The sequence below is a fragment of the Shewanella decolorationis genome (assembly GCF_004354305.1).
GTDB lineage: Bacteria > Pseudomonadota > Gammaproteobacteria > Enterobacterales > Shewanellaceae > Shewanella > Shewanella decolorationis.
The window spans coordinates 123,676-149,927 of sequence record NZ_CP037898.1 but is presented as its reverse complement, the minus strand read 5'-3'; the positions used below and the strand labels follow the sequence as shown (position 1 = coordinate 149,927).

The window sequence follows — 26,252 nt, the reverse complement described above, 5'->3', positions numbered from 1 at the left end:
GATGAAGCAACAGGGGAAAGATTTAGGCCTGTGTCTGTGCCGAGTGTGCAGACAGCTCAATAGCAGTGAAAACACTCATTGCAGCCGCTGTGAAGCCGAGTTACAGGTTCGCGATTACAGTAGCTTACAAAAAAGTTGGGCACTGCTAATAACCGCGGCGATTTTATTGATTCCGGCCAATCTCTACCCGATTACCGTTTTGACTAATCAGGGAAAGGTTCGTCACGACACCATTTTCTCAGGCATTATCCATTTAGTGCATTCGGATATGCTACCCATCGCGATTATTGTGTTTATTGCCAGTATTCTAGTCCCTTGGGTGAAGATTATTGGTTTGGCAACTTACCTGTGTGCCATCAGCTTCAATCTGCCGATTTCAAAGAAGAAACTTATGGTGGGATTTCATATCATCGAGTGGATCGGCCGTTGGTCGATGCTTGATTTATTTGTGATCTCCTTAACTGTTGCCCTCGTAAATATGGGGCAACTACTCGATGCAAAGCCTGCACCTGCGGCCACGGCGTTTGCATTGGTGATTTTACTGACGCAACTTGCCGCAAAAGTTTTAGACACTCGTTTACTCTGGGATCGATTGGAACCTCAAGATGACACAAATTGAATCGCCAAAAGTTGTGAAGAAAAAACTCTTTTCGCCGATTTGGCTGCTCCCAATTGTGGCGCTCGCACTCGGCGCATGGCTGGGCATTAAGAGCATCAAAGAATCGGGCATTGAAATTCAGATCCACTTCCCCAGTGCCACGGGGATCGACGTGGGTAAAACCTTAGTCAAATACCAAGGTCTTACCGTGGGTAAGGTTAAAGACATTGGTATCGATGAGGATCTTAAGGGCGTAAACGTCAAAGTCATGATGGACTATCGCGCTAAGCCTTTCTTAAATAAAGAGACCCTCTTTTGGTTAGTCACCCCAAAAGCCAGCATCACGGGTGTTGAAGGCTTAGATGCGCTGTTTTCGGGCAACTATATCGCGATTCAGCCCGGTAAAGGCAATGCCGCCACTTTCTTCGAGGCTGAGCGTCAACCACCACCGATGCAAATCGGTACTGAAGGGGTAATGATTGAACTGACGGCCGATAAACTCGGCTCGTTGGACGTAGGCTCGCCAGTGTTCTTTCGTCAGATCCCTGTCGGCAGCGTGGTCAGCTACCGTTTAGATGGCAACGCCAGAGTGATTATCAGCGCCTTTATCCAAGAGCAATATGCGCGTTTAGTGAAGAAAAACTCGCACTTTTGGAACGTATCCGGCGTGAAAGTCGACGCCAGTTTAGCGGGTATTAAAGTCAACACAGAAAGCCTTGCTTCGATTCTGGCGGGTGGAGTGAGCTTTAGCTCCGATGATAAAGCGCCTGTGGCACAAAATGGTGACAGTTTTGCCCTCTATGATTCCGAAACCAGCGCCCATGGCGGGATTGAAGTCAGCCTGACCATGAGCGATGGCAATGCGATTGATAAGGGCACTCGCATTGTGTATCGCGGCATCACCATTGGCACCCTGCAGAGCAAACAACTCACCGCAACAGGCGTGACTGCAGTGGCAAAATTTGAGCCTGAATACGCTAACCTGTTAACCAGTGACGGGCTGTTTTGGCTTGAAGGCGCCGATATTTCGCTCTCTGGGATCAAAAACCCCGAACGCTTACTCACGGGCAGCGTGATTAATTTTTTACCCGGCACCAATGCCAATACGGCGCTGCCGAGTAGTTTTGCCCTGCAAGAGTCGGCGCCCGATCTATTAAAGGCCAAGAAGCGTCAGCTCACTATCACCTCAGCAGAAAATATGGGCCTCACCGCAGGTGCTGAAGTGCGTTACAAGCAGCTGCCTATCGGTGAGGTGCTGGCGGTTAAATTAACTAAAGATCTGTCAGCCGTTGAATATCAACTCGAGCTGCAACCTGAGTTTGCCAGCTTAGTTCGCAGTGATAGCTATTTTATCCCCGAGTCGGCGCTGAGCATCGATGCCTCACTCGATGGCGTGTCGGTGAAAACCCGTGATATGGCTACCCTCACCAAAGGGGCTGTAAGTCTTATCCCAGGAACGAGCGACACACCACTTGCGGCGAATACTCGCCTGTCACTCTTTAGCTCAATAGATGAAGCAAAACAGTTTTTTGCTCGGCAGCAACGTCTGTACTTTACCCTCACCAGCGTCGATGGCGCCGATGTAAGCCAAGGCTCACCGATTTATTATAAAAAAATGCAAATCGGTAGCGTGGAATCGGTCAACTGGCAGAGTAAAACCGAAGACTTTGCGATTAAGATCGCTATCGATAAGCAGTTCCAACCCTTAGTGCAAAAACCTAAAGTGTTTTGGCGCAACAGTGCCGTGGATGTCAATGCCAGTCTTGCGGGTATTGATGTCGCCGTCGCGCCACTCCAAGGTGCGTTAAAGGGCAGCATCAGCTTAGGTTTGTTGGACAGATCAACGACTGAACCTAATACGGCACTTAAACTATACGAAAGCAAACAGCTCGCCTTAGCCCAGGCTCAAGCCATCAAACTCACCTTACCCGCCTCGGCGAAATTGGCAGCCAAAGCTGCCATTCGTTACCAAGGTCATCAGGTCGGTGAAGTGACGCAAGTTAAGCTCAATGCCGACTTAACTACCCTCACGGCAACGGCTTATCTCTATGGTGAATATGCCGAGCACTTCAGCCGCAGTGATACTGAATACCATATGGTTGACGCGCAAATCTCCTTAGCGGGGATTAAAGCGCCAGAAACCTTAATTACTGGGCCTTATATTGGCGTGTTACCGGGCAAGAACAACCCAAAAGCCAACCACTTCCAAGTCAAATTGGTTGAGAGCAGCTATGCCAACGTTTCCGAAGATGCGCTTAAGTTTACCTTAGAAGATAGCAACCTTGGCTCGATGAAAGTCGGCACGCCTATCTTCTTCCGTGGCATAAAAATCGGCCAAATCGATGGTTATAGCCTGTCGTCTCAAGGCAACAGCGTGCTAATGCAAGCACATATTGAGCCGCAGTACAGTCACTTAGTGAATCAGAGCAGTCAGTTCTGGGACGCTTCAGGCATCAAAGTCGATGTGGGGATTTTCTCTGGTGCGCAAATTGAAGCTGGCTCGCTCGAAACCCTATTGGCGGGCGGCATTAATGTCGCCACCAAGGAAACGACACAAGCAGGTAATCGCTTAAGCCAAGGTGCTGTGATTAAGTTGCAACATAAGGCCCAGAGCGAATGGCAGGAATGGGCTCCAGCCCAATAAAATCAAGCCTTATCTGTAGTTTGGCCAGCTTGATAATAAGCCTAGCGAATTCTATGTCACTTAAAAATCCGGCGCATTAGATAAACTCTAATGCGCCGGATTTTTATCTGCTAAAGTAACGGTCTACTATTGCTGTCAATCAGCTCTTCTCAATTGCATCCTTAGCCATAGAACCAATAACAAACCGCAATCGCGGCGCAGATCCCTGCAAAGTCGGCCGTTAAACCACAGGCGAGCGCATGACGCCCGTGACGGATCCCAACGGAGCCAAAATAAACGGCCAGCACATAGAAAGTCGTTTCAGTACTCCCTTGGAAAATCGCCGCCAAGCGCCCCGCAAAGGAGTCAACACCATGGTGCGCCATGGTTTCGAGCATCATGGCCCGCGCGCCCGAACCGCTAAAAGGTTTCATTAATGCGGTTGGCATCGCATCGACAAAGCGAGTATCAAATCCGAAAAGACTCACCCCACTGGCAATCAATTGCAGCAAATAATCCAACGCGCCCGATGCCCTCAGTAAACCAATCGCCAGCAGCATGGCTAACAGATACGGAATAAGTTGAATCGATTGGTTAAACCCCGCCTTGGCACCTTCAATAAACTCATCATAAATTGCTACTTTTCTCACGCCCGCCACCAGCACAAAACTGAAGACTAACAGTAGCAATACCCCGTTGCCCAAGGCGGTCGATACTGTGCCAATCGCGTCTGCCGTTAAGGTCATTAAATAGAAACCACTAGCAACTAATGCCGACAGCAGTATTGCGCCATATCCGAGTACTACGGCATTGAGCAGTGACAGTCGCTGAACAAAGGCAACAATCAGAAGCCCCGCTAAGGTTGAGGCTGATGTGGCGAGCAGAATGGGTAAAAAAATGTCCGCAGGTGCGGCTGCGCCCTGCTGAGCACGGTACAAGAACACAGTAACAGGGACTAAGGTCACCGAGGAGGTATTGAGCACTAAAAATAGAATTTGCGCATTGGTCGCGACGGTTTTGACCGGATTAAGACTCTGCAAATCCTGCATTGCCTTTAATCCCAATGGCGTTGCAGCATTATCTAGCCCAAATACGTTGGCCGTTAAGTTCATCGTCATACTGCCAAATGCGGGGTGTCCCTTGGGCACTTCGGGCATTAAGCGGCGCAGCAGCGGCTCAAACACAAAAGCAATTGCCCCAACAACCCCTGCCTTTTCACCAATTCGCATTAATCCCATCCACAGGGATAAAACGCCCACTAAGCCTAAGGCGATTTCAGCGGCGAGTTTAGCGCTGGCAAACAGGGCCTCTACCGCGTTGGCAAGCACCACGATATGGCCATTAAACAGCTGTACCGCCATCGCCAGCAGCGACGTGAGGAAAAACACTAACCACACCCGATTTAGCACTCAGCCCCTTCCTTATTTTTATTCATGCTTTGTCTTTATGTTGCTTTAATGACTGGTTTTGGATGGCAAAAGCCAAGGGAGAAAATCCCAGCCCGATAAGGGATTATGATATACTTGCCGCAGTTGATACACAGCCTAATCCCGTTATGGTTCAATTAAATCAAAATTTTATCAATACTATTGCCCAAGAACTGCCCGCCCATCTCTCAATGGATGACTTTATTGCGGCCTGTTCGAGACCACTACGTCGCTCGATTCGCGTCAACACCTTAAAGATCAGCAGTGAAGACTTTAAGCGCTTAATGCAGCCCAAAGGATGGACCTTTGCACCCATTCCCTGGTGTGAGGATGGCTTCTGGATAAGCTACGATGAAGAAGAGCAGCTCGGTAACGCCCTAGAGCATATTCAGGGACTGTTCTATATCCAAGAAGCCAGCTCCATGTTGCCCCCCACAGCGCTATTTACCCCGAATGCGGATTGGCAATGTGTATTAGATTTAGCCTCAGCGCCCGGCTCTAAGACCACTCAAATGGCGGCATTGATGAATAATCAAGGCTTATTAGTCGCCAATGAATATTCCGCCAGCCGCGTCAAAGTGCTCCATGCCAATGTGCTACGCATGGGTGCCAGTCACTGTGCCCTGACCCACTTTGATGGACGGGTATTTGGCGAGTATCTGTATGAAAGTTTTGATGCGGTATTAATTGATGCTCCCTGCGGCGGTGAAGGCACAGTTCGTAAAGATGCGGACGCGTTAAAATCTTGGTCCCTTGATGAAGTAATCGAAATTAGCGAAACCCAAAAGGCGTTAATCGAATCCGCCTTTTTGGCCTTAAAACCGGGTGGCAGTTTGGTGTATTCCACTTGCACCCTTAATCGGCACGAAAACCAAGGCGTGTGCGAATATTTACAGCAAACCTATGGCGATGCGGTGCAATTTGAATCCTTAAGCCAATTGTTTGATGGCGCTGAAAAAGCCACTACGCCAGAAGGCTTTTTGCACGTTTGGCCGCAAATTTACGACAGTGAAGGCTTTTTTGTCGCTAAGTTGACTAAAACCCGCTCCGTGCCCCGCCTGCAACCCGAGCCTAAATTACAAAAGAATTTCCCCTTTACGGAGGCGAATGCCAAACAAGCCAAAGCCATTCAAGCCTATTTTGCCGATGATCTAGGTATCGAACTGCCCGATGATCTCATTATGGTGCGCGACGATGAGTTTTGGCTCTTCCCCCATGAATTTAGAGACTTTATTGGCAAAATGCGCTTTCAGCGGATAGGTGTGAAGCTTGCCGACCACAGTAAGCATGGCTTTAAAGTCCGCCATGAAGCCATTATCGCACTTGCGGGTAAAGCGCTTAAAGCCGGGGCAAAAAATGGCGCGAAAGTCGTCGAAGTGAGCGATGAGCAGGCGAAAGAGTATTTGATGGGACGAGATATTCCCCTCGATACCGCTAGCAAAGCTCAGGGCGAAGTGATTGTCTGTTATGGCGGCGCGCCTTTAGGCATAGCTAAACATTTAGGCAATAAACTAAAAAACAACCTGCCCAGAGACTTAGTGAAAGATAAAGTGTTATTGCTACCACCGCAGACATAATGGTTATAAATCGGCATTTTTTTAGCGAGAAATAACCTAAAAAAGGGGACGGAGAAAGTGTCACTCACACTAAACTCAACTACACTGAGTCTATTGTAAAGCGCACTGCATGTCGCTTTCATCTGTAGCGCACGGCTCTTCAACGAGCCATTCCCCTAGGCCCAAACAGTTTGAATCGTTTTGGGCCTTTTTTTATGGGCTTACGCCTAATCAAATTAAGCTTTTAGGTGTTAGCTTTATGGAGCGAGCTTTACCGACGACCATTTTACTCACAAGGGGTAAGTATAAGTTTAGACTTTGCGGACTTAAGCAAGAATTGCAAACATTAACGGCCGATTAAACGGGCTGCATCCTTAAACAAGTTAAAGAAGTTCTCACTGGTATACTCGGCAAGATCTTCGTAACGCTCTCCGCGCAGCTCTGCCACAAACTCAGCCACATCACGCACATAGGCGGGTTGATTCTCCTGTCCACGGTGTGGAATAGGCGCAAGATAAGGCGAATCGGTTTCCACCAATAAACGCTCTTTCGGCACTTTGCGGATCACGGTTCTTAACTCACCGGCATTTTTAAAGGTCACAATGCCTGAAACGGAAATATAAAAACCTAAGTCAATCGCCGCCTTGGCCATTTCCCAGTTTTCCGTAAAGCAATGTAACACGCCACCGACTTTGTCCGCCTGCCCCGCTTTAAGCATATTGATAGTGTCTTCACGGGCATCACGGGTGTGCACAATCAGCGGCTTATTGACTTCAACCGCCAAGGCAATTTGTTGCTCAAAACACTGTTGTTGCAGGGCTTTGGTTTCATCGGCATAAAAATAATCTAAGCCAGTTTCACCAATGGCCACCACTTTCGGTTCCATCGCAAAACAGCGAATTTGCTCAACATCGAGGCCGTCTTTCACATCCAGCGGATGCACTCCCGAAGACAAAAACACTTGCTCGAAAGCAGCAACCTTGTCACGCATCGACTCGAATCCCTGCTGGCGCACATTGACACAGAGCATATAGTCGACACCGCGCGCCTTAGCGTTGGCGAGGATGAGTTCTAAGGTTTGTTGATCGGGCGCCGCTTTCAGGCGATCGAGATGGCAATGTGAATCGATAAGCACAGCAATTTCCACACAGAGAAACAAAAAAGGAGCACAAGGATACTCAGCGATGGGATCGAGGTCAAATTCCGCTAAGGCTTCACTCAGTACTAAATAACCTGAGCTCGGGATAAGTAGAGCCGCTGAATAGGCATCTTTTCGGGCCTCTCTGCGTTGCTCTGTCTAACCATAGCTCGCTATGGCGTACGACAGAGCGCCTTGATATGCGCAAAAATCTGCTCATTCAGTCAGAAAAAGGATTATTCTTTTTTAAAAAAATTAGTTATGACATTGATTTAGGTTGTTAAATTTAGATTTTTTCGACACTCGTTACCCCGAGTTCAGGTTAAATACTCAGTGTATGCCCTAGCTGACCACGATAACAGTTACATAGTGCAGGTTAAGTCGCCCGAAGCGAGCTCTCGGGATAACAGTTTTTCGATATGGTGTTTATGGCTGTCGGGATCTGAAACGATTTTAATCCCAATCCCCACGGGGCGGCCGCCCGATGCACCCAGCGGATTAATCCACACAACCACGCCACGAAACTCGTTTGAGGTGGTCGCGCCGGGTAAACGATAGGCAATGGTTAAGGTCTCACCGAGGTAATGGGTTTCCCCGGTGGCGACAAACAGCCCTGCCGGTTTAATAAACGGCATATAGGCGCGGTAAAGTTGATGTAAGGTATCAAAATTGACGACAAGATCGACCATGGCGTGTTACTTATTTGTTATTTCTCTATATTCTAAGACATAACTTTGACACAAGCCTAAATAATTGACACTCGGCATTGCACTTAAGCTATGACACATTCCCATGATTTTCGCCGCCAAGTTCCCTATTTGCGCTTGCACAAACGCATCTTGGTCGCCGTATTTCAGTAAAATTTGTCTCAGGAGTAAGTATAAAACCTTAAGAGCATCAATGATTTGTTGTTCACTTATCGTTAACAAACTAGCACACAGATGGCCTGACGACAAACTTTGCGCCCAATCTTTGCGAAAACCTAACAAAGTTTGATAGCGACTCGGTTGTGTTCCATCTGTTTGCAAACTTTCGGCCAACTTTAATGGGCCGCCGACCACACTCAAACACCAAGTCACATCCTCTTGGATCTGACAGTGCTGAATTAACCAGTTTTTGATCAACATCTTAGACGGCGCCACAAAGGGAAGCCGCTGGCAACGGCTGCTGATCGTTGCCATTAAACGCGCAGGCGTATCGGAATGTAATAGCAGTAAGGTGTCTTTGCCCGGCTCTTCAAGCGTCTTGAGTAACGCATTGGCGGAGGCTGAGTTTAAGCGCTCGCTGTGGTGAATGATGGCGACACGCCGACCACTCTGCTGGGCGGTTGCACTCAGGCGGTTACACAGCTCACGGATTTGGTCGACTTTAATTTGATGGCCATCGGCCTCAATTTGGTAAAAATCAGGGTGATTACCCGCATCAAATAACTGGCAGGACTTACAAAAACCGCATCCACCCGCAGGAGTAGGTTGCGAACACATGGCGGCGCGCGCCATAAACACACTCAAAAGTTCACCGCCATAGGCGGAATCGATACCCACTAGTTGCGCATGGGGGACTTTTTGGGTTTGTAACTGGGTCAAAAACGCCTGTCTTGGCGTATCAAGCCAAGGCAGGGTTAATACATCAAATCCGCTTTGCGTTACCATGCCATCGCCTGTAACACGGCCAGAATATCTTTATGCACTTCAGCCATGGTTTGGCTGGCATCGATAACGACAATCCGCTCATCTTCGCTAGCAAGCTTGAGATAAGTTGCGCGCGCCCGTTCAAAAAAGTCGATGGCTTGTTGCTCGATCCTATCTAGCTCACCCCGCTTTGCTGCGCGCAGCAGCCCAAGCTTAGGATCAAGGTCAAGATAGAGGGTTAAATCGGGTTTAAAGCCTTTGAGCGTCGCGTTACTCACGGCTTCCACTAAGGGCATTAAGCCGCGTCCACCGCCTTGGTACGCTAAGGATGAAAGATTATGTCTATCACCTAACACCCACTTACCTTCTGCCAGCGCGGGTTTGATCACATTGGCGACGAGCTGAGCTCTGGCGGCGTAGATCAATAAACATTCGGACTCATCACAAAGAGGATCGCTTGGGTCGGCAATTTTCACTAAGTCACGAATGCGCTCGGCCAGCGGCGTACCGCCTGGCTCGCGGGTGCACACGGGTGCGAGGCCGGTATGTTTTTCAATAAAATCGCGAATAAGGGCAATCGCACTCGATTTGCCTGCGCCTTCCAGTCCTTCAACAACAATGAATTTGGCGGATGCTTGGGTCATTTTTTCTTTCTCTGATAAATATCGACGGCGCGGTTATGCTCTTCCAATGTGGTCGAAAACACATGGGTGCCATCGTTGCGCGACACAAAATACAAATAACTGACCTTGGCAGGTTTAGACACCGCCTGCAATGAGGCCTTACTCGGCGCAGCAATCGGTGTTGGCGGTAAACCGAAAATCCGGTAAGTGTTAAAAGGGGTCTCTTCGACGAGATCTTTACGGGTGATATTGCCTTTAAATCTGTCTCCCATGCCGTAAATCACCGTTGGATCGGTTTGCAGTTTCATCCCCAGATTGAGTCGATTGATAAAGACACCGGCGATTTGATCGCGCTCGAAGGCTTGGCCAGTTTCTTTCTCAACAATCGATGCCAAGATCAGCATCTGGTAGGGCGATTTAAGTGGTAAACCGGGCACACGCTCCGCCCATGCTTTGGCCAGCTCCTGCTCCATCATCTTATAACTTTGGGTCAGTAGCGTCTTAGCATCGCTATCGGCGGTGTAATGGTAAGTATCGGGGAAGAATTTACCTTCGGGCAGCGCCGAATCGTCGCCCTGCTCCATCAATACCACACTAAAGACTTCAGGAGACAACTGTAAGTGCGGCGCACTCGCGAGTTGTTGCTCCCACTCGGCAATGGTTTTGCCTTCGACTAAGGTCAGGCTGAAGGTTTTCACCTTACCATTCACTAAGTCATTGAGTAAGTCGGCAATCGACTGCGAAGGAGACATCTCATAAAGACCAGTACGGATTTTCGCCAGTTCTGGGCGCAATCTCAGTAACCATTTGAGTTTCCATTTGTCTTGGATAACACCATCGGTTTCTAACTGCTGCGCTAATTGGTGCACACTGGTACCACGGGCAATGGTTAATTCTTTGGCTTCGGTTAACACTAAGGGGGTTTGGCTGTAATCAATAATCGTTCGATAGCCCCAATAACCAACCAAACAAGCTAAGGTCAGCAAGGTCAACAAAGTAGAACTTGCGATCAGAATGATTTTCTTCATAGTGAGAGTGAAAGTGTTTGTCTAAGATCTGCTGTCAAAGGAGAAGGAGTAAAAGTGTGCGAGTCAATCGCCAGCACATCCACTACGCCTAAGACGCTGTTAGTGATAAATGCCGAGTCAAACTCCACTAAACGCTCGGCGCCAAACGGCAAACAATCGATATTCATCTTCTGTGCAAGTAAGGCTAACATAACTTGCTCGCGCATCACACCCGCGACGCCGCAACGTTCCAACGATGGGGTAGTCACTTGATTGCCTTTGACAAAAAAGATATTGGCCATCGAAGACTCTATCACCTGTCCAGTGCAATCCAACACCAACCAATCATCAAAACCTTGTGGTAAGGGCTGGGATTTGATCAACACTTGTTCGAGGCGATTAAGGTGCTTTATTCCCGCCAATAAAGGTTGATGGCCTAATTGGATCGCTGACGTCGCAAGGCGAATGCCCTGTTGCTGCCACAAAGCATATTGGGCAGGAATTGGATGAACAGAGACGACTTCAGTGACTTGAACCTGCTCTGGCGGTGCATAACCACGGCCACCCACGCCCCGCGTGAGCATCAATTTAATACAGTGCTGTGGGTATCGCTTAGCGAGAGTATCGAGTTGTTGGCTTAGGGCTTGACTCATTTGCCAGTCAAACCCTAGCCGCGCAGCGCCTGCCATAAGACGGGCTTGGTGCTGCTCAAAAAACAAAATGCCATGCGCATCGGTTCGCATCGTGGCAAATAGGCCATCACCATAGGCAAGCCCTCTGTCCATGGGAGCAATGCTTGCCTGTGATACCCCATTAACCCAAATCAAGGGTATTAGTCCTGACTGATACGGCTGGCGACCGCATCTTGCTGATCTTTATATTTCGCGTTTTTACGCTTGTTATAAGGACGCGCCACTGGGCCGCTTAAACGTTCAAAGTTTAACGCGCCAATGGTCATCCGTGGACGCAGCGCTAAAGGCAACTTACCACTGTTATAAAACTCAAGCACAATTTTGCCCTGCCAACCCGGATCAATCCGGTGCGCAGTGACGTGCACCATCAGGCCTAAACGCGCCAGTGAAGAGCGGCCATCGAGCCAACCGACAATATCAGCAGGCAGCGTCACGCTCTCATAGGTTACGGCGAGCGCCAATTCACCGGGATGCAGGAAGAAGGCTTCGCCGTCAGGGATTTCGATGATTTCACTCATCACCCGATCAAGCGCCGCCTGCACTTCCGTACTCGGACCACTCAGGTCGATAAAAGGCGCGGTATGATCTTTAAAGACGCGAAATTGCCCCCCTAATCGCACATCGACACTCACACCAGAAATCGCATCGTTGCTTGGGCGAGGTTCAATCACAATCGAGCCGTTATCAAGGGCCTGTTCAATTTCGATATCGGTTAAGCGCATCTTGCCTTTTACTCCCTGAGTTTTAGTCGTTATTTTGCCAGTAGATGTTGAATACGAGTCTTTAAAATATCGGTCGCGATACGGTTTTTACCGCCGCGAGGCACGATAATATCAGCGTATTGTTTTGAAGGTTCAATAAATTGCAGGAACATAGGACGCACTGTCTTCTTGTACTGTGAAATCACCGATTCCATCGTACGGCCACGCTCGGCCACGTCGCGGGTTAAACGGCGTAGGAAACAAATGTCCAGCGGCGTATCCATAAATACACTCGCATCCATCAATTCACGCAATTTAGGGTCTGTTAACAGCAGGATGCCTTCTAAAATGATCACTTTTTTCGGTGTCATTTTCACGGTTTCAGCCATACGCGTATGTTCGGTATAGCTATAGCAAGGAATATCAACAGCTTCGCCAGACTTTAGCAACTGCAAGTGCGTGCATAGCAGCTGATGGTCTAACGCCTTGGGATGGTCGTAGTTGGTTAACACACGTTCATCCATGGATAAATGACTCTGATCGCGGTAGTACGCGTCTTCGTTAATTACCCCAATCTGATCTGTGCCTAAATCGCGGCGAAGTTCGTCAAAAATCGTCTTGGCAATTAAACTCTTGCCCGATGCTGACGCGCCAGCAATTGCAATAATGACACACTGCTGAGAATTCATACCCTTAAACCTTACTCGTCATCTGATACGCTAATAGAAACTGTTTTTTGACTCTGTTTGAGAGCCAATTCGGCGCCCACTTTACGGGCAATTTCCCGATAAAGTGCCGCCACTTCACTGTCAGGCTCGGCCACAACCGTCGGCGCCCCCACATCCATGGCTTCACGGATATTGATGTGCAGCGGTAAAGCGCCTAACAATGGAACTTGATAACGCTCGGCCATTTTACTGCCACCGTGCGTACCAAATGGGTGTTCTTTATGACCACACTCGGGGCATAAATGGAAACTCATATTCTCAACAATCCCAAGGACGGGAATGTTCACCTTCTGGAACATGGTGATGCCTTTCTTGGCATCGGCCAGCGCGATGTCCTGAGGGGTGGTCACAATCACAGCGCCACTTACTGGCACTTTTTGTGACAAGGTCAATTGAATGTCACCAGTCCCCGGCGGCATGTCGACCACTAAATAATCCAATTCAGGCCACTGGGTCTCATTGAGCAGCTGCGCAAGTGCGCCCGCCGCCATAGGACCACGCCACACAGCCGCTTCATCACCACTTAACATAAACCCTATCGATTGAGCAGCAATGCCATGGGCACTGGCCGCGGTCATATGTTTACCATCGAGAGAAACGGGTCTGAAGTTAGGGATCCCGAGCATTAATGGGACGGAAGGACCATAAATATCGGCATCTAAAATACCTACCTGGGCACCTTCTGCTGCCAGTGCTAAGGCAAGGTTAACCGCTGTGGTCGATTTACCCACACCGCCTTTGCCTGATGCGACCGCAATCACTTGCTTCACATTGGCAATCGGTGCGATAGAGGCAATCGCCGAATACACTTTTGGTTGGAAATCGATTTCGCACTCAACTTCGTCGATGGCATCCAGCACCGCGAGCTTGTTGGTGAGAGCCATGACAGTATCACGGTATTGGGTCATGCAAGGGTATGGATAGACTAAGCCAAGCTGCAAACGCTTACCTTCAATCGCCAATTTATTCACGCATCCTGCGCTCACTAACCCCTTCGCTAAATACGGGTCGATATATGCATCGAGAATGGCCAGAACGGGCCCGAGAAGATCGTCACTTAAACGATAATCAGTTTGAGTTGAAGACAAAAGAATTACCCCCACCAATAAATTTGCCCAAGTGTACCAGATAATGACAAAAACATTAGCGCAGTTTTAACCCAATCGACTCAGGTTTTGATGAAAATCATCCTGTAATCGGTTAGTATCTCTACCATTATTTTTGGCCCACCACGATATTTGAGACAAGATGGCAACTTCACAACGTAAAATTCTCGTGACCAGCGCACTTCCCTACGCGAACGGACCGATTCATTTAGGTCACATGCTGGAATACATCCAGACGGATATCTGGTCGCGTTATCAAAAGCTTCGTGGACATGAGTGCCACTATATTTGTGCCGATGACGCCCACGGCACACCGATTATGCTCAAGGCGCAGCAATTAGGCATGGCGCCTGAAGAAATGATCGCTCAAGTCAACAAAGAGCATCAGCAGGATTTCGCCGATTTTAATATCGCCTTCGATAATTATCACAGCACCCACAGTGACGAAAACCGCGTGCTGGCGAGCGATATTTACTTAAAACTGCGCGCTAATGGCTATATCAAGGGCAAGAGCATTTCGCAGTTATTTGACCCTGAAAAGTCGATGTTCCTGCCAGACCGCTTCGTAAAAGGCACCTGCCCTAAGTGTAAATCACCGGATCAATACGGCGACAACTGTGATGCTTGCGGCGCAACTTACAGCCCAACTGAGCTGATTAACCCTAAGTCAGCCGTCTCTGGTGCGACGCCTGTGATGAAGGACACTGAGCACTTTTTCTTCGACTTACCCGCCTTCGAAGACATGCTTAAAGAGTGGACTCGCTCGGGTGCACTGCAAACCGAAATGGCCAACAAACTCGACGAATGGTTCGAACAGGGTCTGCAGCAATGGGACATCACCCGCGATGCGCCTTACTTTGGCTTTGAGATCCCAGATGCACCGGGCAAATACTTCTACGTTTGGTTAGATGCGCCTATCGGCTACATGGGCTCGTTCAAAAACCTCTGTGACAAACGTCCAGAGCTGAGTTTTGACGAATTTTGGGCGAAGGATTCTAAGGCCGAAGTTTACCATTTTATCGGTAAAGATATCGTTTACTTCCACAGCCTGTTCTGGCCAGCCATGCTCTATGGCTCGGGCTACCGTCAACCTAACAGCGTCTACGCCCACGGTTATGTAACAGTAAACGGCGCTAAGATGTCTAAATCTAAGGGCACCTTTATTAAGGCGCGTACCTATTTAGACCACTTAGATCCTGAATACTTACGCTACTACTACGCCGCCAAACTGAGCAGCCGTATCGACGATCTCGATCTGAATTTAGAAGACTTCGTACAACGCGTAAACTCAGACTTAGTGGGTAAGTTGGTGAATCTCGCGTCTCGTACCGCTGGCTTTATCACTAAGCGTTTCGATGGCAAGTTGGCCAGGATTGCCGACACTACGCTAACGGATGCGTTTTTAGCTAAGCAAGAACAAATCGCCGAGTTCTATGAAACCCGCGAATACGGTAAAGCGATGCGCGAAATCATGGCATTGGCCGATATCGCCAACAGTTTTGTCGCTGACGCAGCGCCTTGGCAGTTAGTGAAGCAAGACGACCAACAGGAAGCGGCGCATCAAGTGTGCTCGAATGCCCTGAACCTGTTCCGTATTCTGGTCACTTATTTAAAACCTGTGTTACCACGTTTAGCGTTGGATGTTGAAGCCTTCTTCCAACAGACCTTAACTTGGGATAGCTTGGGCCAAGATATGGCGGGACACGAAATTGCACCGTTCAAAGCCATGATGCAACGTGTTGAATTAGACAAGGTTAACGCTATGGTTGCCGACTCTAAAGAAAACCTGCAAGCCACGAGCGAGCCTGAAGCACCTAAGGGCCCATTGGCGAGCGATCCGATTAGCGACACCATCAACTTTGAAGATTTCGCTAAAATCGATCTGCGTATTGCGCGTATCGTCAAAGCCGAGCATGTGGCCGAAGCCGACAAACTGTTAAAACTGCAATTGGATATTGGCGGCGAAACTCGTCAGGTATTTGCAGGCATTAAATCGGCCTACTCGCCTGAGGATCTCGAAGGTAAGCTGACCGTGATGGTTGCGAACTTGGCTCCTCGCAAGATGCGCTTTGGCATGTCAGAAGGCATGGTATTGGCTGCTGGCCCTGGTGGCAGTGATTTGTGGATTTTAGAACCCCACGAAGGCGCACAACCTGGCATGCGTGTGAAGTAAGCTAGGCTAAACACGAGTCAAGCTACAGCTAAATCGACATAAGGCCGCATTTAATGCGGCCTTATTTGTTGGTAAAAACATCCGGTTACGCTTTTCTGGAAACATAAGTTGATGTGCTCTCGACAAGCGACTCACAGTGCGACACTATCGCGACTGTGGCTAAGTGACTGTAGTTAAGTGACTTTAGCTAAATTTATCTAAATGACTGTGTCAAAAGCCACTCTACCTAGCCAGCAATAAGTTAACGGTAATAGCTAAGCGAGAATAGACCGCAATCACTAAGTAGTCATTGCTGAGTTGTAATCGCTGTTGTAATCACTTTTGTAATCGTTAAGCCGCACGGTTTCCAACGGCAACGCACTATGGAATTTTCGAGGAGAAGTTATGGGCAATATCATTGAGCAGTTGTTGTTTTCTGCTTCAATAACCGGTCCCATCTGTTTAATGTTAGCCTTAGGCGTCATGCTTAAACGCACCCAAGTGATTGATGAGCACTTTATTGATATCGCCTCGAAGCTGGTTTTTAATGTCACCCTGCCCGCGCTGTTGTTTCTCAGCATCATTAGCTCGCATCACGATCTTGCCGACAGTGCGCCGTTAATCGGTTATGGCTTATTAGCCAACTTACTGTTTTTTATTCTCTCGACCTACGTGACGAAACGATTTTTCCCCGAGCCGAAGGATCAAGGCGTCATCATTCAAGGGGGATTTAGAGCCAATACCGCCATTATCGGCTTAGCATATGTCTCTAATGCCTACGGCGAATCAGGCGTTGCCTTAGCGGCCGTTTATGTGGCGTCCATGACGCTGCTCTACAATATTCAAGCCGTAATTTGTTTAAGCCCACGGGGAGAGGAATCGAGCCGCCGCGCCTTTGCAGTGATCATTAAAACCATCACTAAAAACCCGCTGATCATTGCCATTATGCTCGGCATGCTGTTTTATCTGCTGGCGATCCCCGTTCCTAAAATGGTCCTCGATGCCGGACAATACTTTGCCAATATGACGCTGCCCTTAGCACTGCTGTGCACTGGCGGCTCACTGGATATTGGCTCGCTCAGACATGAAAAATATTCCACTTGGTTCTCGACCGCGTTAAAACTGATCTTTGCTCCACTATTCATCACCCTAGGAGCCTTGATGCTTGGCTATCGCGGTGTGGAACTGGCCTTAGTGTTTTTGATGAGCGCCGCGCCCACGGCCGCCGCAAGCTATGTGATGGCGCGGGCCATGGGGGGAAATGCCACCTTAGCGGCCAATATTATCGCCCTCACCACAGTTTGCTCACTGCTCACCTGCACCTTAGGCATTTTTATCCTGTCGACCCTAGGGCTGATTTAAACTGAGGCTTATTTAAACTGAGGCTGATTTAAAATTAGGGGTAATTTACATAAAACAAAGGCGAGCATGGCTCGCCTTTCATTTACTCTATGTCGATAAGGCAACGCCATTAGACTGGGTTAGCGATATCCACAAAATGGTGCACTAAATTAAATTCACGGGCGAGATGACGTCCCAGCGCCTCAATACCAAAACGCTCGGTGGCATGGTGACCCGCAGCATAATAGTGGATACCCTGCTCCACCGCACTGTGGAATGTCCGCTCGGACACTTCGCCACTGATAAACGCATCGACCCCAAGGCTTGCGGCAATATCAATATAATCCTGAGCGCCACCGGTACACCAAGCTAAGTGCTGGATTTCATCCGAACTTTCACCAATATGCAGTGGCGTTCTACCGAGCATCTCACCTAAGGTCGCGGCAAATTCACTGGCACTCACGGGTAAATCCAGTTTGCCACGCCATACGAGCCCCTGCGCAACATCCTCAACCGCTTCAGCATCGAGGATCCCAAGTTTGCGGCCGAGCTTAGCATTGTTACCCAGCATAGGATGAGCATCTAAGGGCAAGTGATAGCCAAACAGGTTGATATCATGGGCGAGTAAGGCTTTGATCCGGCGCTGCTTCATGCCGGTGATCACCTCTGGTTCACTCTTCCAGAAAAAGCCATGGTGAACCAAAATCGCATCGGCTTTGAGACGAATCGCTTCATCGATTAACGCTTGGCACGCCGTCACACCTGTCACTATGGTGCGGATATCTGCTTTACCTTCAACCTGCAAACCATTGGGGGCGTAATCTTTAAAGGCCGATATCCGCAAAAAATCGGCTAAATATTGGGTTAGTTCTGTCCTTGTCATTCCATCACCGTTTAACGTTCTTTATTAATTTTTGGCTGTTAGGCTTAATTTCCTAGCGTTAGTTGCATGGCTTAGTTACATGGCTAAATCAACACGAACCCCACCTTGCAGGTACACCACACGTACCCTATCCCCCGCATTGAACACCATGCCAGGATCATAATCTTGGATCACCATGACTTGCGTGCCGTCTTCCTGAGTGATCATCAGCTCCACGAGCTTGAGCGATTGCACCGTTGTGCCACTGCCATAACGATTGCCAACCCCTGCACCAATTAAGGCGCCTAATACTGTCGCGATATCTTGGCCTGAGCCACCACCAAATTGATGACCAATCACCCCGCCCGCTAAGGCGCCACCAAAGGTTTTCCAACCTTGATTTCTGTCTTCAATCAATTGGGTTTCGGTGATATTGCGTACCGAGTTGATATCGCCATAGAGAACTTTTTCGACCGGCACTGCTTGATTACGATCGTAGCCTGCTTGCACGGGAGAAATCACTAAAGCACAAATAAACATAAAGCTCGCTAGTGTAGGTTTCCACATATCCGAATTTCCGCTAACTTAATATAAGGGTCTATTACTGAATCATACGCAATTGTGAACTCACTGTCTTTTCTGAATCACGAATTTGAAGCTTTTCCTTCGCCCGAACTCGCCCTAACCGATCCAAACGGTTTATTGGCGATAGGCGGCGATCTTCGCCCTGAACGTTTATTGACCGCCTATTATCATGGCATTTTCCCTTGGTTTAACGCCGACGATCCCATTTTGTGGTGGTCACCGGATCCCCGCGCCATTTTTATTCCTAGCCAAGTGAATATCAGCACCAGTTTACGTAAATATTTAAAAAAACAGCCTTGGCGTTTCACCATCAACCATGCCTTTACCGATGTCATGGCAGGTTGTGCTCAACCTCGGCGTAAACAAGCAGGCACTTGGATAACCCATGAAATTCAAATGGCCTACCGTGAGCTACACCATAATGGCCATGCCCACTCAATCGAAGTTTGGCACGGCGAACGATTAATCGGTGGGCTTTATGGTCTCGCCATCGGCCAAGTCTTTTGTGGGGAATCTATGTTCCATCGCGAAACCAACGCATCCAAGGCGGCCATGGCGGTGTTGCAACAGCATCTTATCAAAATGAATTTTAAATTGATTGACGCTCAGGTGATGAATCCCCACCTTGAGAGCTTAGGGGCCAAACCGGTGAAGCGCGCTGATTTTATTCAACTCTTAACTCAGTTTAGGGATAAGCCAGTCAATCCTGCGGCTTGGATACCGAGTGAGGTCACACTTGAACTCTAACGCGAGTAACACGCCCATCGCCATTGGGATCAGCCAAATCTTTCCCTGCAGCTATCTGGATGGACAGCAAGAACAGCTGTTGGTGATCCAAGAGGAAACACTCGACCCGATTTTATTTGATCGCCTATTAGCCATAGGTTTTCGCCGCAGTGGCAGCGCCATCTATAAACCTCGCTGTCCTCGTTGCAGTGCCTGCCAGCCGATTCGATTACCTATTAATGAGTTTATGCCTTCTAAACGGCAAAAACGCACCTTAGCCCATAACCGTGATTTAACTTGGCGTATTACCTCTGAACATACCGAGGCCCAATATGCCCTGTATGAAAAATATATCCGTGAGCGCCACTTCGATGGCCCCATGTTCCCCCCGAGTAAGTCGCAATATGAGCAGTTTTTATTTTGCCATTGGCTACCGCCAACCTTTATCGAAGTCTATGATAGTAATCGACTTTTAGCGGTTGCAGTGACAGATACACTCCCCAATAGTTTGTCGGCTATTTATAGTTATTTTGACCCCGACGAAGAACGCCGCTCCCTTGGCTCACTGCTGATTTTACTCCAGTGCCGCTTAGCAAAATTACAGGACAAAGAATTTCTGTATCTTGGATATCAAATTGATGCCAATCGAAAAATGTCCTACAAGCGTTTATACCGTCCTTACCAGATTTTAACCCCCCAAGGCTGGGAGTATTCCCAAGTTTGCTAGGCACTTCCCCTTTACAGCCAAGTGAATTTGCGGCATGATACGCCGGTTTTTTATATTCGAAGGCTAATGGGATAACTAATTAATGGCGAAAGAAGACAACATTGAAATGCAAGGCACTATCCTTGAAACCTTGCCAAACACAATGTTCCGCGTAGAGCTTGAAAATGGTCATGTGGTGATAGCCCACATTTCTGGCAAAATGCGCAAAAACTACATCCGCATCCTGACTGGTGACAAAGTAACAGTCCAGTTGACTCCTTATGATCTGACAAAAGGTCGTATTGTCTTCCGCGCACGCTAATATTCTCCTTTAGTTTAAGAACCCGGCGAGGCCGGGTTTTTTTGTTGGCGAAAGATAAGAAAAATGGCTGCAATTGCAGCCATTTTTATTTTTCGAGCTCTTACACTTTGCTGGTACTCTTCTCATGCCGTTCACAGCGGATGACGATTTCGCCATCCTTCGCATCGACATGGGCGATACCGCCATGCTCAAGCTCACCGAAGAGGATTTCATCCGCCAACGGACGTTTGATAAGCTCTGTCACCACACGGGCCATTGGCCGCGCGCCCATACTCTTATCATAGCCTTTCTCGGCGAGTAAGGTTCTAGCTTCATCGCTGACTTCAAGCACGACATGTTTCGCATCCAATTGCGCCTGCAATTCCACCAAGAATTTATCGACCACTTTGGCGATGATAGTCATGTCTAAATGGTTGAACCATATTATGGAATCTAAACGGTTACGGAACTCTGGTGAAAAGACTCGGTTGATTTCCGACAGGGCATCTTGAGTATGATCCTGCTGAGTAAAGCCGATAGACTTACGGATCGTTTCCTGAACCCCAGCGTTTGTTGTCATCACTAAGGTGACATGTCTAAAGTCAGCCTTGCGACCGTTGTTATCGGTCAAGGTGCCGTGATCCATGACTTGCAGCAATAGGTTATAGACATCGGGGTGAGCCTTCTCAATTTCATCAAGCAGCACCACGCAATGAGGATTCTTAATCACAGCATCGGTCAGTAAGCCACCTTGGTCGTACCCCACATAACCTGGAGGCGCACCAATTAAGCGAGAAACCGTATGGCTTTCCATGTACTCAGACATATCAAAGCGCACCAGCTTCATGCCAAGGCAACTGGCTAACTGATTGGTAACTTCTGTCTTACCCACCCCGGTTGGGCCTGCAAATAAGAAGCTGCCCACAGGCTTTTTATCGGTCCCTAACCCACTGCGTGATAAGCGAATCGCCGAGCTTAAGGACTCAATCGCCTTGTCTTGACCAAAGACCACCATCTTGAGATTGCGCTCAAGATTACGCAGTAAGTCTTTGTCGGTGGCAGAGACAGACTTTTCTGGGATCCGAGCAATCTTCGCCACTATGGTTTCAATCTCGGCCTGACCTATGGTTTTCTTACGCTTGCTCTGTGGCAACATGGCCATGCGCGCACCCGCCTCATCGATCACATCGATGGCTTTATCGGGTAAATGCCGGTCGTTGATGTGTTTTGCCGACAGCTCAGCCGCGCTGTTAATCGCCGCTTGGGTATAACGCACGCCATGGTACTCTTCGTACTTGGCCTTGAGCCCCATCAGAATTTTCGTGGTTTCGGCCACTGAAGGCTCATTGATATCAACCTTTTGGAAACGACGCGCCAATGCGCGGTCCTTCTCAAAAATGCTTTGATATTCTTGGAAGGTGGTTGAGCCCATGCAACGCAAGTTGCCGCTCGATAATAACGGCTTAAGCAGGTTCGACGCATCCATCACCCCACCCGATGCGGCGCCCGCACCAATGATGGTGTGAATTTCATCGATAAATAAAATGGCGTGCTTATCGGCGCTAAGCTCCTTAAGCAGACTCTTGAAACGTTTTTCAAAATCGCCACGATACTTAGTGCCAGCAAGCAAGGAGCCTAAATCGAGGGAATAAACCGTTGCCTGTGACATCACCTCTGGCACTTGATTATTAACGATTCGATAAGCCAAGCCTTCAGCAATCGCGGTTTTACCCACACCGGCCTCACCCACTAATAGCGGATTATTTTTACGGCGACGGCATAGGGTTTGAATTGCCCGTTCAATTTCTTGATCGCGGCCGATGAGTGGGTCGATAATCCCTTGTTTTGCAAGCTGGTTTAGATTGCTTGCAAACTGCGACAACATGCTGCGCTCTTCACCCGCTTCGGTTTGATCTTCGATGCGTTCGTGATCTTGATGGGCGTCGCTGTCCTCATTTTTTGAAAAACCATGGGAAATATAATTCACCACATCTAAACGGCTGATGTCGCTGCGACGCAGCAGATACACGGCTTGGGATTCCTGCTCACTAAAAATGGCCACCAGCACATTGGCACCTGTGACTTCATTGCGGCCCGAGGACTGCACATGGAAAACGGCGCGTTGCAGCACCCGCTGAAACCCGAGCGTCGGCTGGGTTTCTTTATCATCGTCCATATCCGCAATGATTGGGGTGGTTTGTTGGATAAAGCTTGCTACTTCATCTCTGAGTTTATCTAAATTCGCTCCACAGGCGATTAGCGCTTCTTGAGCCGCAGGGTTGTCTATCAGAGCTAATAACAGATGTTCAACCGTCATATACTCGTGACGAGCCTCTCTGGCTTGCTGAAATGCCAGATTTAAGGTGACTTCCAGATCTTTGTTCAGCATAAGCACCCCCAAAATTAACAACTGACAACAGAGTAAGCGCTGTTAAGCCTTCTCTAACGAACACAGTAACGGATGTTGGTTTTGTCTTGCAAATTGATTTACTTGTATCACCTTAGTTTCTGCAATGCCGTAGGGAAAAATCCCGCAGACACCCTTTCCCTGGTGATGAATAGTCAACATGATATCTGTGGCTTCCTGCTCATTCTTGCGAAAGAAGATTTGCAGCACTTCGATCACAAAATCCATTGGAGTGTAATCGTCATTATTGAGGATCACCTTATACATCGAAGGTGGCATTAACTCAGATTCCACACGCTCTTCAACGTGTTCTATGTTTCCTGTCTTACCCATTTTTTAATACTAGCCTCTCGTGTTGTCCTCTTCCAATTGCTATCTTCAAATTAATCAGTTGTTACCTCTTTGTTAATTTTAGCTTGACTTCCGCTTTTACTCCTTACATTCTGTAGCTCAGACGGTGAAACAATCCCGTCTATACAGGTTTTACTATCTTACTGGTAAGTAGACAACAGAAGGAAGTGGAAGTATGGCAAGCGGAACTGTTAAATGGTTCAACAACGCCAAAGGATTCGGGTTTATTTGCCCTGATCAAGGTGGCGAGGACGTTTTTGCACACTATTCTACCATTGAAATGGAAGGCTATAGAACTCTAAAAGCAGGCCAACCAGTTCAATTTGAAGTAGAACAGGGTCCAAAAGGAATGCACGCTTCAGCCATTTCACCAACAAAATAACGTTTGGTGAGGCCAATGATCTAAAAGGCAGGGATTTTATCCCTGCCTTTTTATTAGGCGATTGACAACTTTCTTGAAGATTGAGTCTGATAAAAAAGGCCTGCGATGCAGGCCTTTTCAGTATTAATGCTAAGTTAACGATAAATCGTTAAGCAATTAATAGCTTGTTCAGTGTCTCGCTTGGACGCATGGCTTTTTCGGCTTTTGCAGCGTCTAAACGGTAGTAACCGCCTAAATCCACAGGCGCACCTTGCGCGTTATTTAGCTCAGCAACAATCACTTGCTCATTTGCGCTTAACGCGTGCGCTAATGGAATAAAGTGAGCTTGTAACTGCTCGTCTTTGGTTTGAGCGGCTAACGCTTGTGCCCAGTACATCGCCAGATAGAAATGGCTACCACGGTTATCCAGCTCACCAACGCGTCTTGATGGCGACTTGTTGCTATCTAAAAACTGACCGATGGCTTGATCTAAGGTATCTGCCAGTACTTGTGCCTTAGGATTACCCACAGTTTGGCTTAAATGCTCTAAAGAAGCCGCTAAAGCCAAGAACTCACCTAATGAGTCCCAACGTAAGTGACCTTCTTTTTCAACCTGTTGTACGTGTTTAGGCGCACTACCGCCCGCACCCGTTTCGAACAGGCCGCCACCATTCATTAATGGCACGATAGACAGCATCTTAGCACTGGTACCCAGTTCGAGAATTGGGAACAAGTCAGTCAGGTAGTCACGCAGTACGTTACCGGTAACAGAAATTGTATCTTTACCTTCTTTAATGCGCACTAATGAGAAACGAGTCGCTTCTTCTGGTGACATGATGCTGATGTCTAAACCGTTAGTATCATGCTCAGGCAGATATTGCTTCACTTTAGCAATCAGCTGCGCATCGTGGGCACGATTGGCATCTAACCAGAATACCGCAGGAGTATTGCTTAAGCGTGCACGGCGTACGGCCAATTTCACCCAATCGCGAATAGGTGCGTCTTTAACTTGGCACATTCTCCAAATATCGCCCGCTTCAACGTTGTGGCTCATTAACACTTTGCCACTGGCATCAATCACGTTAACCACGCCATCCGCTGGGATTTCGAAGGTTTTATCGTGGCTACCGTATTCTTCGGCTTTTTGCGCCATCAGACCCACGTTTGGCACGCTACCCATAGTGCTTGGATCGAAGGCACCGTGTTCTTTACAGAACGCGATGGTTTCTTGATACACCCCCGCGTAGCAACGGTCTGGGATCAGCGCTTTAGTATCGTGCAACTTGCCATCAGGGCCCCACATTTGGCCAGATGAACGAATGGCCGCAGGCATAGAAGCATCGATAATGATGTCGCTTGGTACGTGTAAGTTGGTGATGCCTTTGTCAGAATCCACCATCGCCAGCGCTGGGCGCTCAGCATAAACGGCGGCGATATCCGCTTCAATTTGTGCACGGACATCGGCAGGTAAACTAGCGATTTTGGCATATACATCGCCAAAGCCGTTGTTCACATCAACGCCTAACTCAGCAAATAATGACGCATGTTTATCAAACACAGGTTTGAAGAACACTTTTACTGCGTGACCGAACATGATGGGATCGGACACTTTCATCATGGTGGCTTTAAGGTGCAGTGATAACAACACGTTTTCGGCCTTGGCATTGGCGATTTCACGCTCAAAGAAGCTCACTAAGGCTTTTTTGCTCATCACTGACGCGTCGATGATCTCACCAGCTAGCAGTTTCAGGCCAGATTTCAATACCACTTCTTGACCGTCTTTTTGCGACAGTACGATGTTAACAGTGTCTGCGTTAGCCAGCGTCACTGACTGCTCGCTACCGTAGAAGTCACCTTCGCTCATGTGAGCAACGTGTGATTGAGACTCTTTGGTCCACTTACCCATTGAGTGTGGGTTTTTCTTAGCGAAGTTTTTCACTGACAGCGGCGCGCGGCGATCAGAGTTACCTTCACGCAGTACTGGGTTTACCGCACTGCCTTTGATCTTGTCGTAACGGGCTTTGATAGACTTTTCTTCGTCAGTCTTTGGCTCGTCAGGATAATTTGGAATGTCGTAGCCTTTCTGTTGCAGCTCTAAAATACAAGCTTTTAACTGCGGGATTGAGGCACTGATGTTTGGCAGTTTGATGATGTTAGCTTCAGGTTGGTTCGCTAATTCACCCAGCTCAGCTAAGTGATCGCCAATCTTTTGCGCGTCAGTCAGTTTTTCAGGGAAATTAGCAATCACACGGCCCGATAAAGAAATATCACGGGTTTCAACCGCAACACCCGCCGCATCGGTAAAGGTTTTGATGATAGGTAACAGAGAAAGCGTTGCTAGCGCTGGTGCTTCATCGGTTTCGGTATAAATAATTGTTGGTGAGTTATCTTTCATGTTACATCCTACATTATTGTAAAATTTAATATTTTTATAATAATTTTATATCATGACGAACAAACATTGGCACGGCGGAATTCTCTATCGAGGCAATCGTGAACGCCTCTGCTACCTCAAAACCCGCGGCAACATCCTCTTTGCGTTCGCCAACGTGGGTAAATCGACTCATTAATACCTAACAAACATTTAGGCGTAGATCACATTTTCAGGCCGACATCATAGAGCATTCGCA

General features: G+C 48.2%; 24 protein-coding genes. 9 read left to right on the top strand and 15 right to left on the bottom strand.

Translation table 11 applies throughout. The features are described 5' to 3' along the window. Window position 1 precedes the first annotated feature (1 nt). Window positions 2-619, top strand: coding sequence for a paraquat-inducible protein A (locus EYR25_RS00695; RefSeq protein WP_023267335.1), 618 nt, complete (start codon window positions 2-4; stop codon window positions 617-619). Next, window positions 606-3,242 (top strand): PqiB family protein, encoded by a 2,637-nt coding sequence (locus EYR25_RS00690; RefSeq protein ID WP_133178179.1) that lies wholly within the window; start codon window positions 606-608, stop codon window positions 3,240-3,242. Before EYR25_RS00695 ends, EYR25_RS00690 begins: the two co-directional genes overlap by 14 nt. A gap of 161 nt (window positions 3,243-3,403) precedes the next feature. Here EYR25_RS00690 and EYR25_RS00685 read toward each other — a convergent pair whose 3' ends face one another. After that, window positions 3,404-4,630, bottom strand: a complete 1,227-nt coding sequence (locus tag EYR25_RS00685) for a nucleoside recognition domain-containing protein (protein ID WP_133178178.1) — start codon at window positions 4,628-4,630, stop codon at window positions 3,404-3,406. 146 nt (window positions 4,631-4,776) lie between these two features. On the opposite strand from EYR25_RS00685, the gene rsmF reads away from it, so the two are divergent. After that, on the top strand, window positions 4,777-6,225 hold the full coding sequence (rsmF, locus tag EYR25_RS00680; RefSeq protein ID WP_133182691.1) for a 16S rRNA (cytosine(1407)-C(5))-methyltransferase RsmF: 1,449 nt from the start codon (window positions 4,777-4,779) through the stop codon (window positions 6,223-6,225). Window positions 6,226-6,550: 325 nt separating this feature from the next. Here the strand turns inward: rsmF and EYR25_RS00675 are convergent, their stop codons facing one another. From EYR25_RS00675 to apbC, 9 genes are all read right to left on the bottom strand, one after another. Next, entirely contained in the window at window positions 6,551-7,339 is a 789-nt protein-coding gene (locus EYR25_RS00675; protein WP_133178177.1) for a TatD family hydrolase, read from the bottom strand. A gap of 365 nt (window positions 7,340-7,704) precedes the next feature. Further along, the gene (locus EYR25_RS00670; RefSeq protein WP_011622439.1) at window positions 7,705-8,031 is read right to left on the bottom strand and encodes a PilZ domain-containing protein; all 327 of its coding nucleotides are present in this window, start codon (window positions 8,029-8,031) and stop codon (window positions 7,705-7,707) included. A 6-nt stretch (window positions 8,032-8,037) separates the two neighbouring features. Then, the gene (gene holB, locus EYR25_RS00665) at window positions 8,038-8,994 is read right to left on the bottom strand and encodes a DNA polymerase III subunit delta' (RefSeq protein ID WP_133178176.1); all 957 of its coding nucleotides are present in this window, start codon (window positions 8,992-8,994) and stop codon (window positions 8,038-8,040) included. Next, window positions 8,988-9,617: a dTMP kinase gene (tmk, locus tag EYR25_RS00660; RefSeq protein WP_011716779.1), complete on the bottom strand. Its 630-nt coding sequence runs from the start codon at window positions 9,615-9,617 to the stop codon at window positions 8,988-8,990. The genes holB and tmk overlap by 7 nt, the downstream gene beginning before the upstream one ends. Continuing rightward, a complete protein-coding gene (mltG, locus tag EYR25_RS00655; RefSeq protein WP_133178175.1) occupies window positions 9,614-10,624 on the bottom strand; it encodes an endolytic transglycosylase MltG in 1,011 nt (336 codons plus the stop codon). The genes tmk and mltG overlap by 4 nt, the downstream gene beginning before the upstream one ends. Continuing rightward, window positions 10,621-11,430 carry an aminodeoxychorismate lyase gene (pabC, locus tag EYR25_RS00650; RefSeq protein ID WP_133178174.1) on the bottom strand — a complete coding sequence of 270 codons (810 nt, stop codon included), beginning with the start codon at window positions 11,428-11,430 and terminating at the stop codon, window positions 10,621-10,623. The genes mltG and pabC overlap by 4 nt, the downstream gene beginning before the upstream one ends. A gap of 5 nt (window positions 11,431-11,435) precedes the next feature. Next, window positions 11,436-12,017: a dCTP deaminase gene (gene dcd, locus EYR25_RS00645; RefSeq protein WP_011622434.1), complete on the bottom strand. Its 582-nt coding sequence runs from the start codon at window positions 12,015-12,017 to the stop codon at window positions 11,436-11,438. 29 nt (window positions 12,018-12,046) lie between these two features. Then, window positions 12,047-12,685 carry a uridine kinase gene (udk, locus tag EYR25_RS00640; protein WP_011072566.1) on the bottom strand — a complete coding sequence of 213 codons (639 nt, stop codon included), beginning with the start codon at window positions 12,683-12,685 and terminating at the stop codon, window positions 12,047-12,049. Window positions 12,686-12,696: 11 nt separating this feature from the next. Next, the gene (apbC, locus tag EYR25_RS00635) at window positions 12,697-13,812 is read right to left on the bottom strand and encodes an iron-sulfur cluster carrier protein ApbC (protein WP_133178173.1); all 1,116 of its coding nucleotides are present in this window, start codon (window positions 13,810-13,812) and stop codon (window positions 12,697-12,699) included. 160 nt (window positions 13,813-13,972) lie between these two features. Here apbC and metG point away from each other — a divergent pair, with 160 nt between their 5' ends. Both metG and EYR25_RS00625 read left to right on the top strand, forming a co-directional pair. Beyond that, window positions 13,973-16,003, top strand: coding sequence for a methionine--tRNA ligase (metG, locus tag EYR25_RS00630; RefSeq protein ID WP_133178172.1), 2,031 nt, complete (start codon window positions 13,973-13,975; stop codon window positions 16,001-16,003). A 384-nt stretch (window positions 16,004-16,387) separates the two neighbouring features. Next, window positions 16,388-17,344 carry an AEC family transporter gene (locus EYR25_RS00625; protein WP_133178171.1) on the top strand — a complete coding sequence of 319 codons (957 nt, stop codon included), beginning with the start codon at window positions 16,388-16,390 and terminating at the stop codon, window positions 17,342-17,344. Between the two features lie 109 nt (window positions 17,345-17,453). Here the strand turns inward: EYR25_RS00625 and EYR25_RS00620 are convergent, their stop codons facing one another. Then, the gene (locus tag EYR25_RS00620; RefSeq protein ID WP_133178170.1) at window positions 17,454-18,206 is read right to left on the bottom strand and encodes a Nif3-like dinuclear metal center hexameric protein; all 753 of its coding nucleotides are present in this window, start codon (window positions 18,204-18,206) and stop codon (window positions 17,454-17,456) included. Between the two features lie 75 nt (window positions 18,207-18,281). Continuing rightward, window positions 18,282-18,752, bottom strand: coding sequence for an outer membrane lipoprotein (locus tag EYR25_RS00615; RefSeq protein WP_069455124.1), 471 nt, complete (start codon window positions 18,750-18,752; stop codon window positions 18,282-18,284). A gap of 54 nt (window positions 18,753-18,806) precedes the next feature. Between EYR25_RS00615 and aat the strand changes: the two genes are divergently transcribed. From aat to infA, 3 genes are all read left to right on the top strand, one after another. Further along, a complete protein-coding gene (aat, locus tag EYR25_RS00610; RefSeq protein ID WP_023267349.1) occupies window positions 18,807-19,517 on the top strand; it encodes a leucyl/phenylalanyl-tRNA--protein transferase in 711 nt (236 codons plus the stop codon). After that, window positions 19,507-20,223 (top strand): arginyltransferase, encoded by a 717-nt coding sequence (locus EYR25_RS00605; protein ID WP_023267350.1) that lies wholly within the window; start codon window positions 19,507-19,509, stop codon window positions 20,221-20,223. Before aat ends, EYR25_RS00605 begins: the two co-directional genes overlap by 11 nt. 82 nt (window positions 20,224-20,305) lie before the next feature. Then, window positions 20,306-20,524, top strand: coding sequence for a translation initiation factor IF-1 (gene infA, locus EYR25_RS00600; RefSeq protein WP_006081934.1), 219 nt, complete (start codon window positions 20,306-20,308; stop codon window positions 20,522-20,524). Window positions 20,525-20,624: 100 nt separating this feature from the next. Here the strand turns inward: infA and clpA are convergent, their stop codons facing one another. After that, window positions 20,625-22,892: an ATP-dependent Clp protease ATP-binding subunit ClpA gene (gene clpA / locus EYR25_RS00595; RefSeq protein WP_133178169.1), complete on the bottom strand. Its 2,268-nt coding sequence runs from the start codon at window positions 22,890-22,892 to the stop codon at window positions 20,625-20,627. 42 nt (window positions 22,893-22,934) lie between these two features. Continuing rightward, a complete protein-coding gene (clpS, locus tag EYR25_RS00590; protein WP_133178168.1) occupies window positions 22,935-23,243 on the bottom strand; it encodes an ATP-dependent Clp protease adapter ClpS in 309 nt (102 codons plus the stop codon). A gap of 193 nt (window positions 23,244-23,436) precedes the next feature. On the opposite strand from clpS, the gene cspD reads away from it, so the two are divergent. Next, window positions 23,437-23,643, top strand: a complete 207-nt coding sequence (gene cspD / locus EYR25_RS00585; RefSeq protein ID WP_011072576.1) for a cold shock domain-containing protein CspD — start codon at window positions 23,437-23,439, stop codon at window positions 23,641-23,643. Window positions 23,644-23,791: 148 nt separating this feature from the next. Here cspD and EYR25_RS00580 read toward each other — a convergent pair whose 3' ends face one another. After that, window positions 23,792-26,017, bottom strand: coding sequence for an NADP-dependent isocitrate dehydrogenase (locus EYR25_RS00580; RefSeq protein WP_133178167.1), 2,226 nt, complete (start codon window positions 26,015-26,017; stop codon window positions 23,792-23,794). Between the last annotated feature and the right edge of the window lie 235 nt (window positions 26,018-26,252).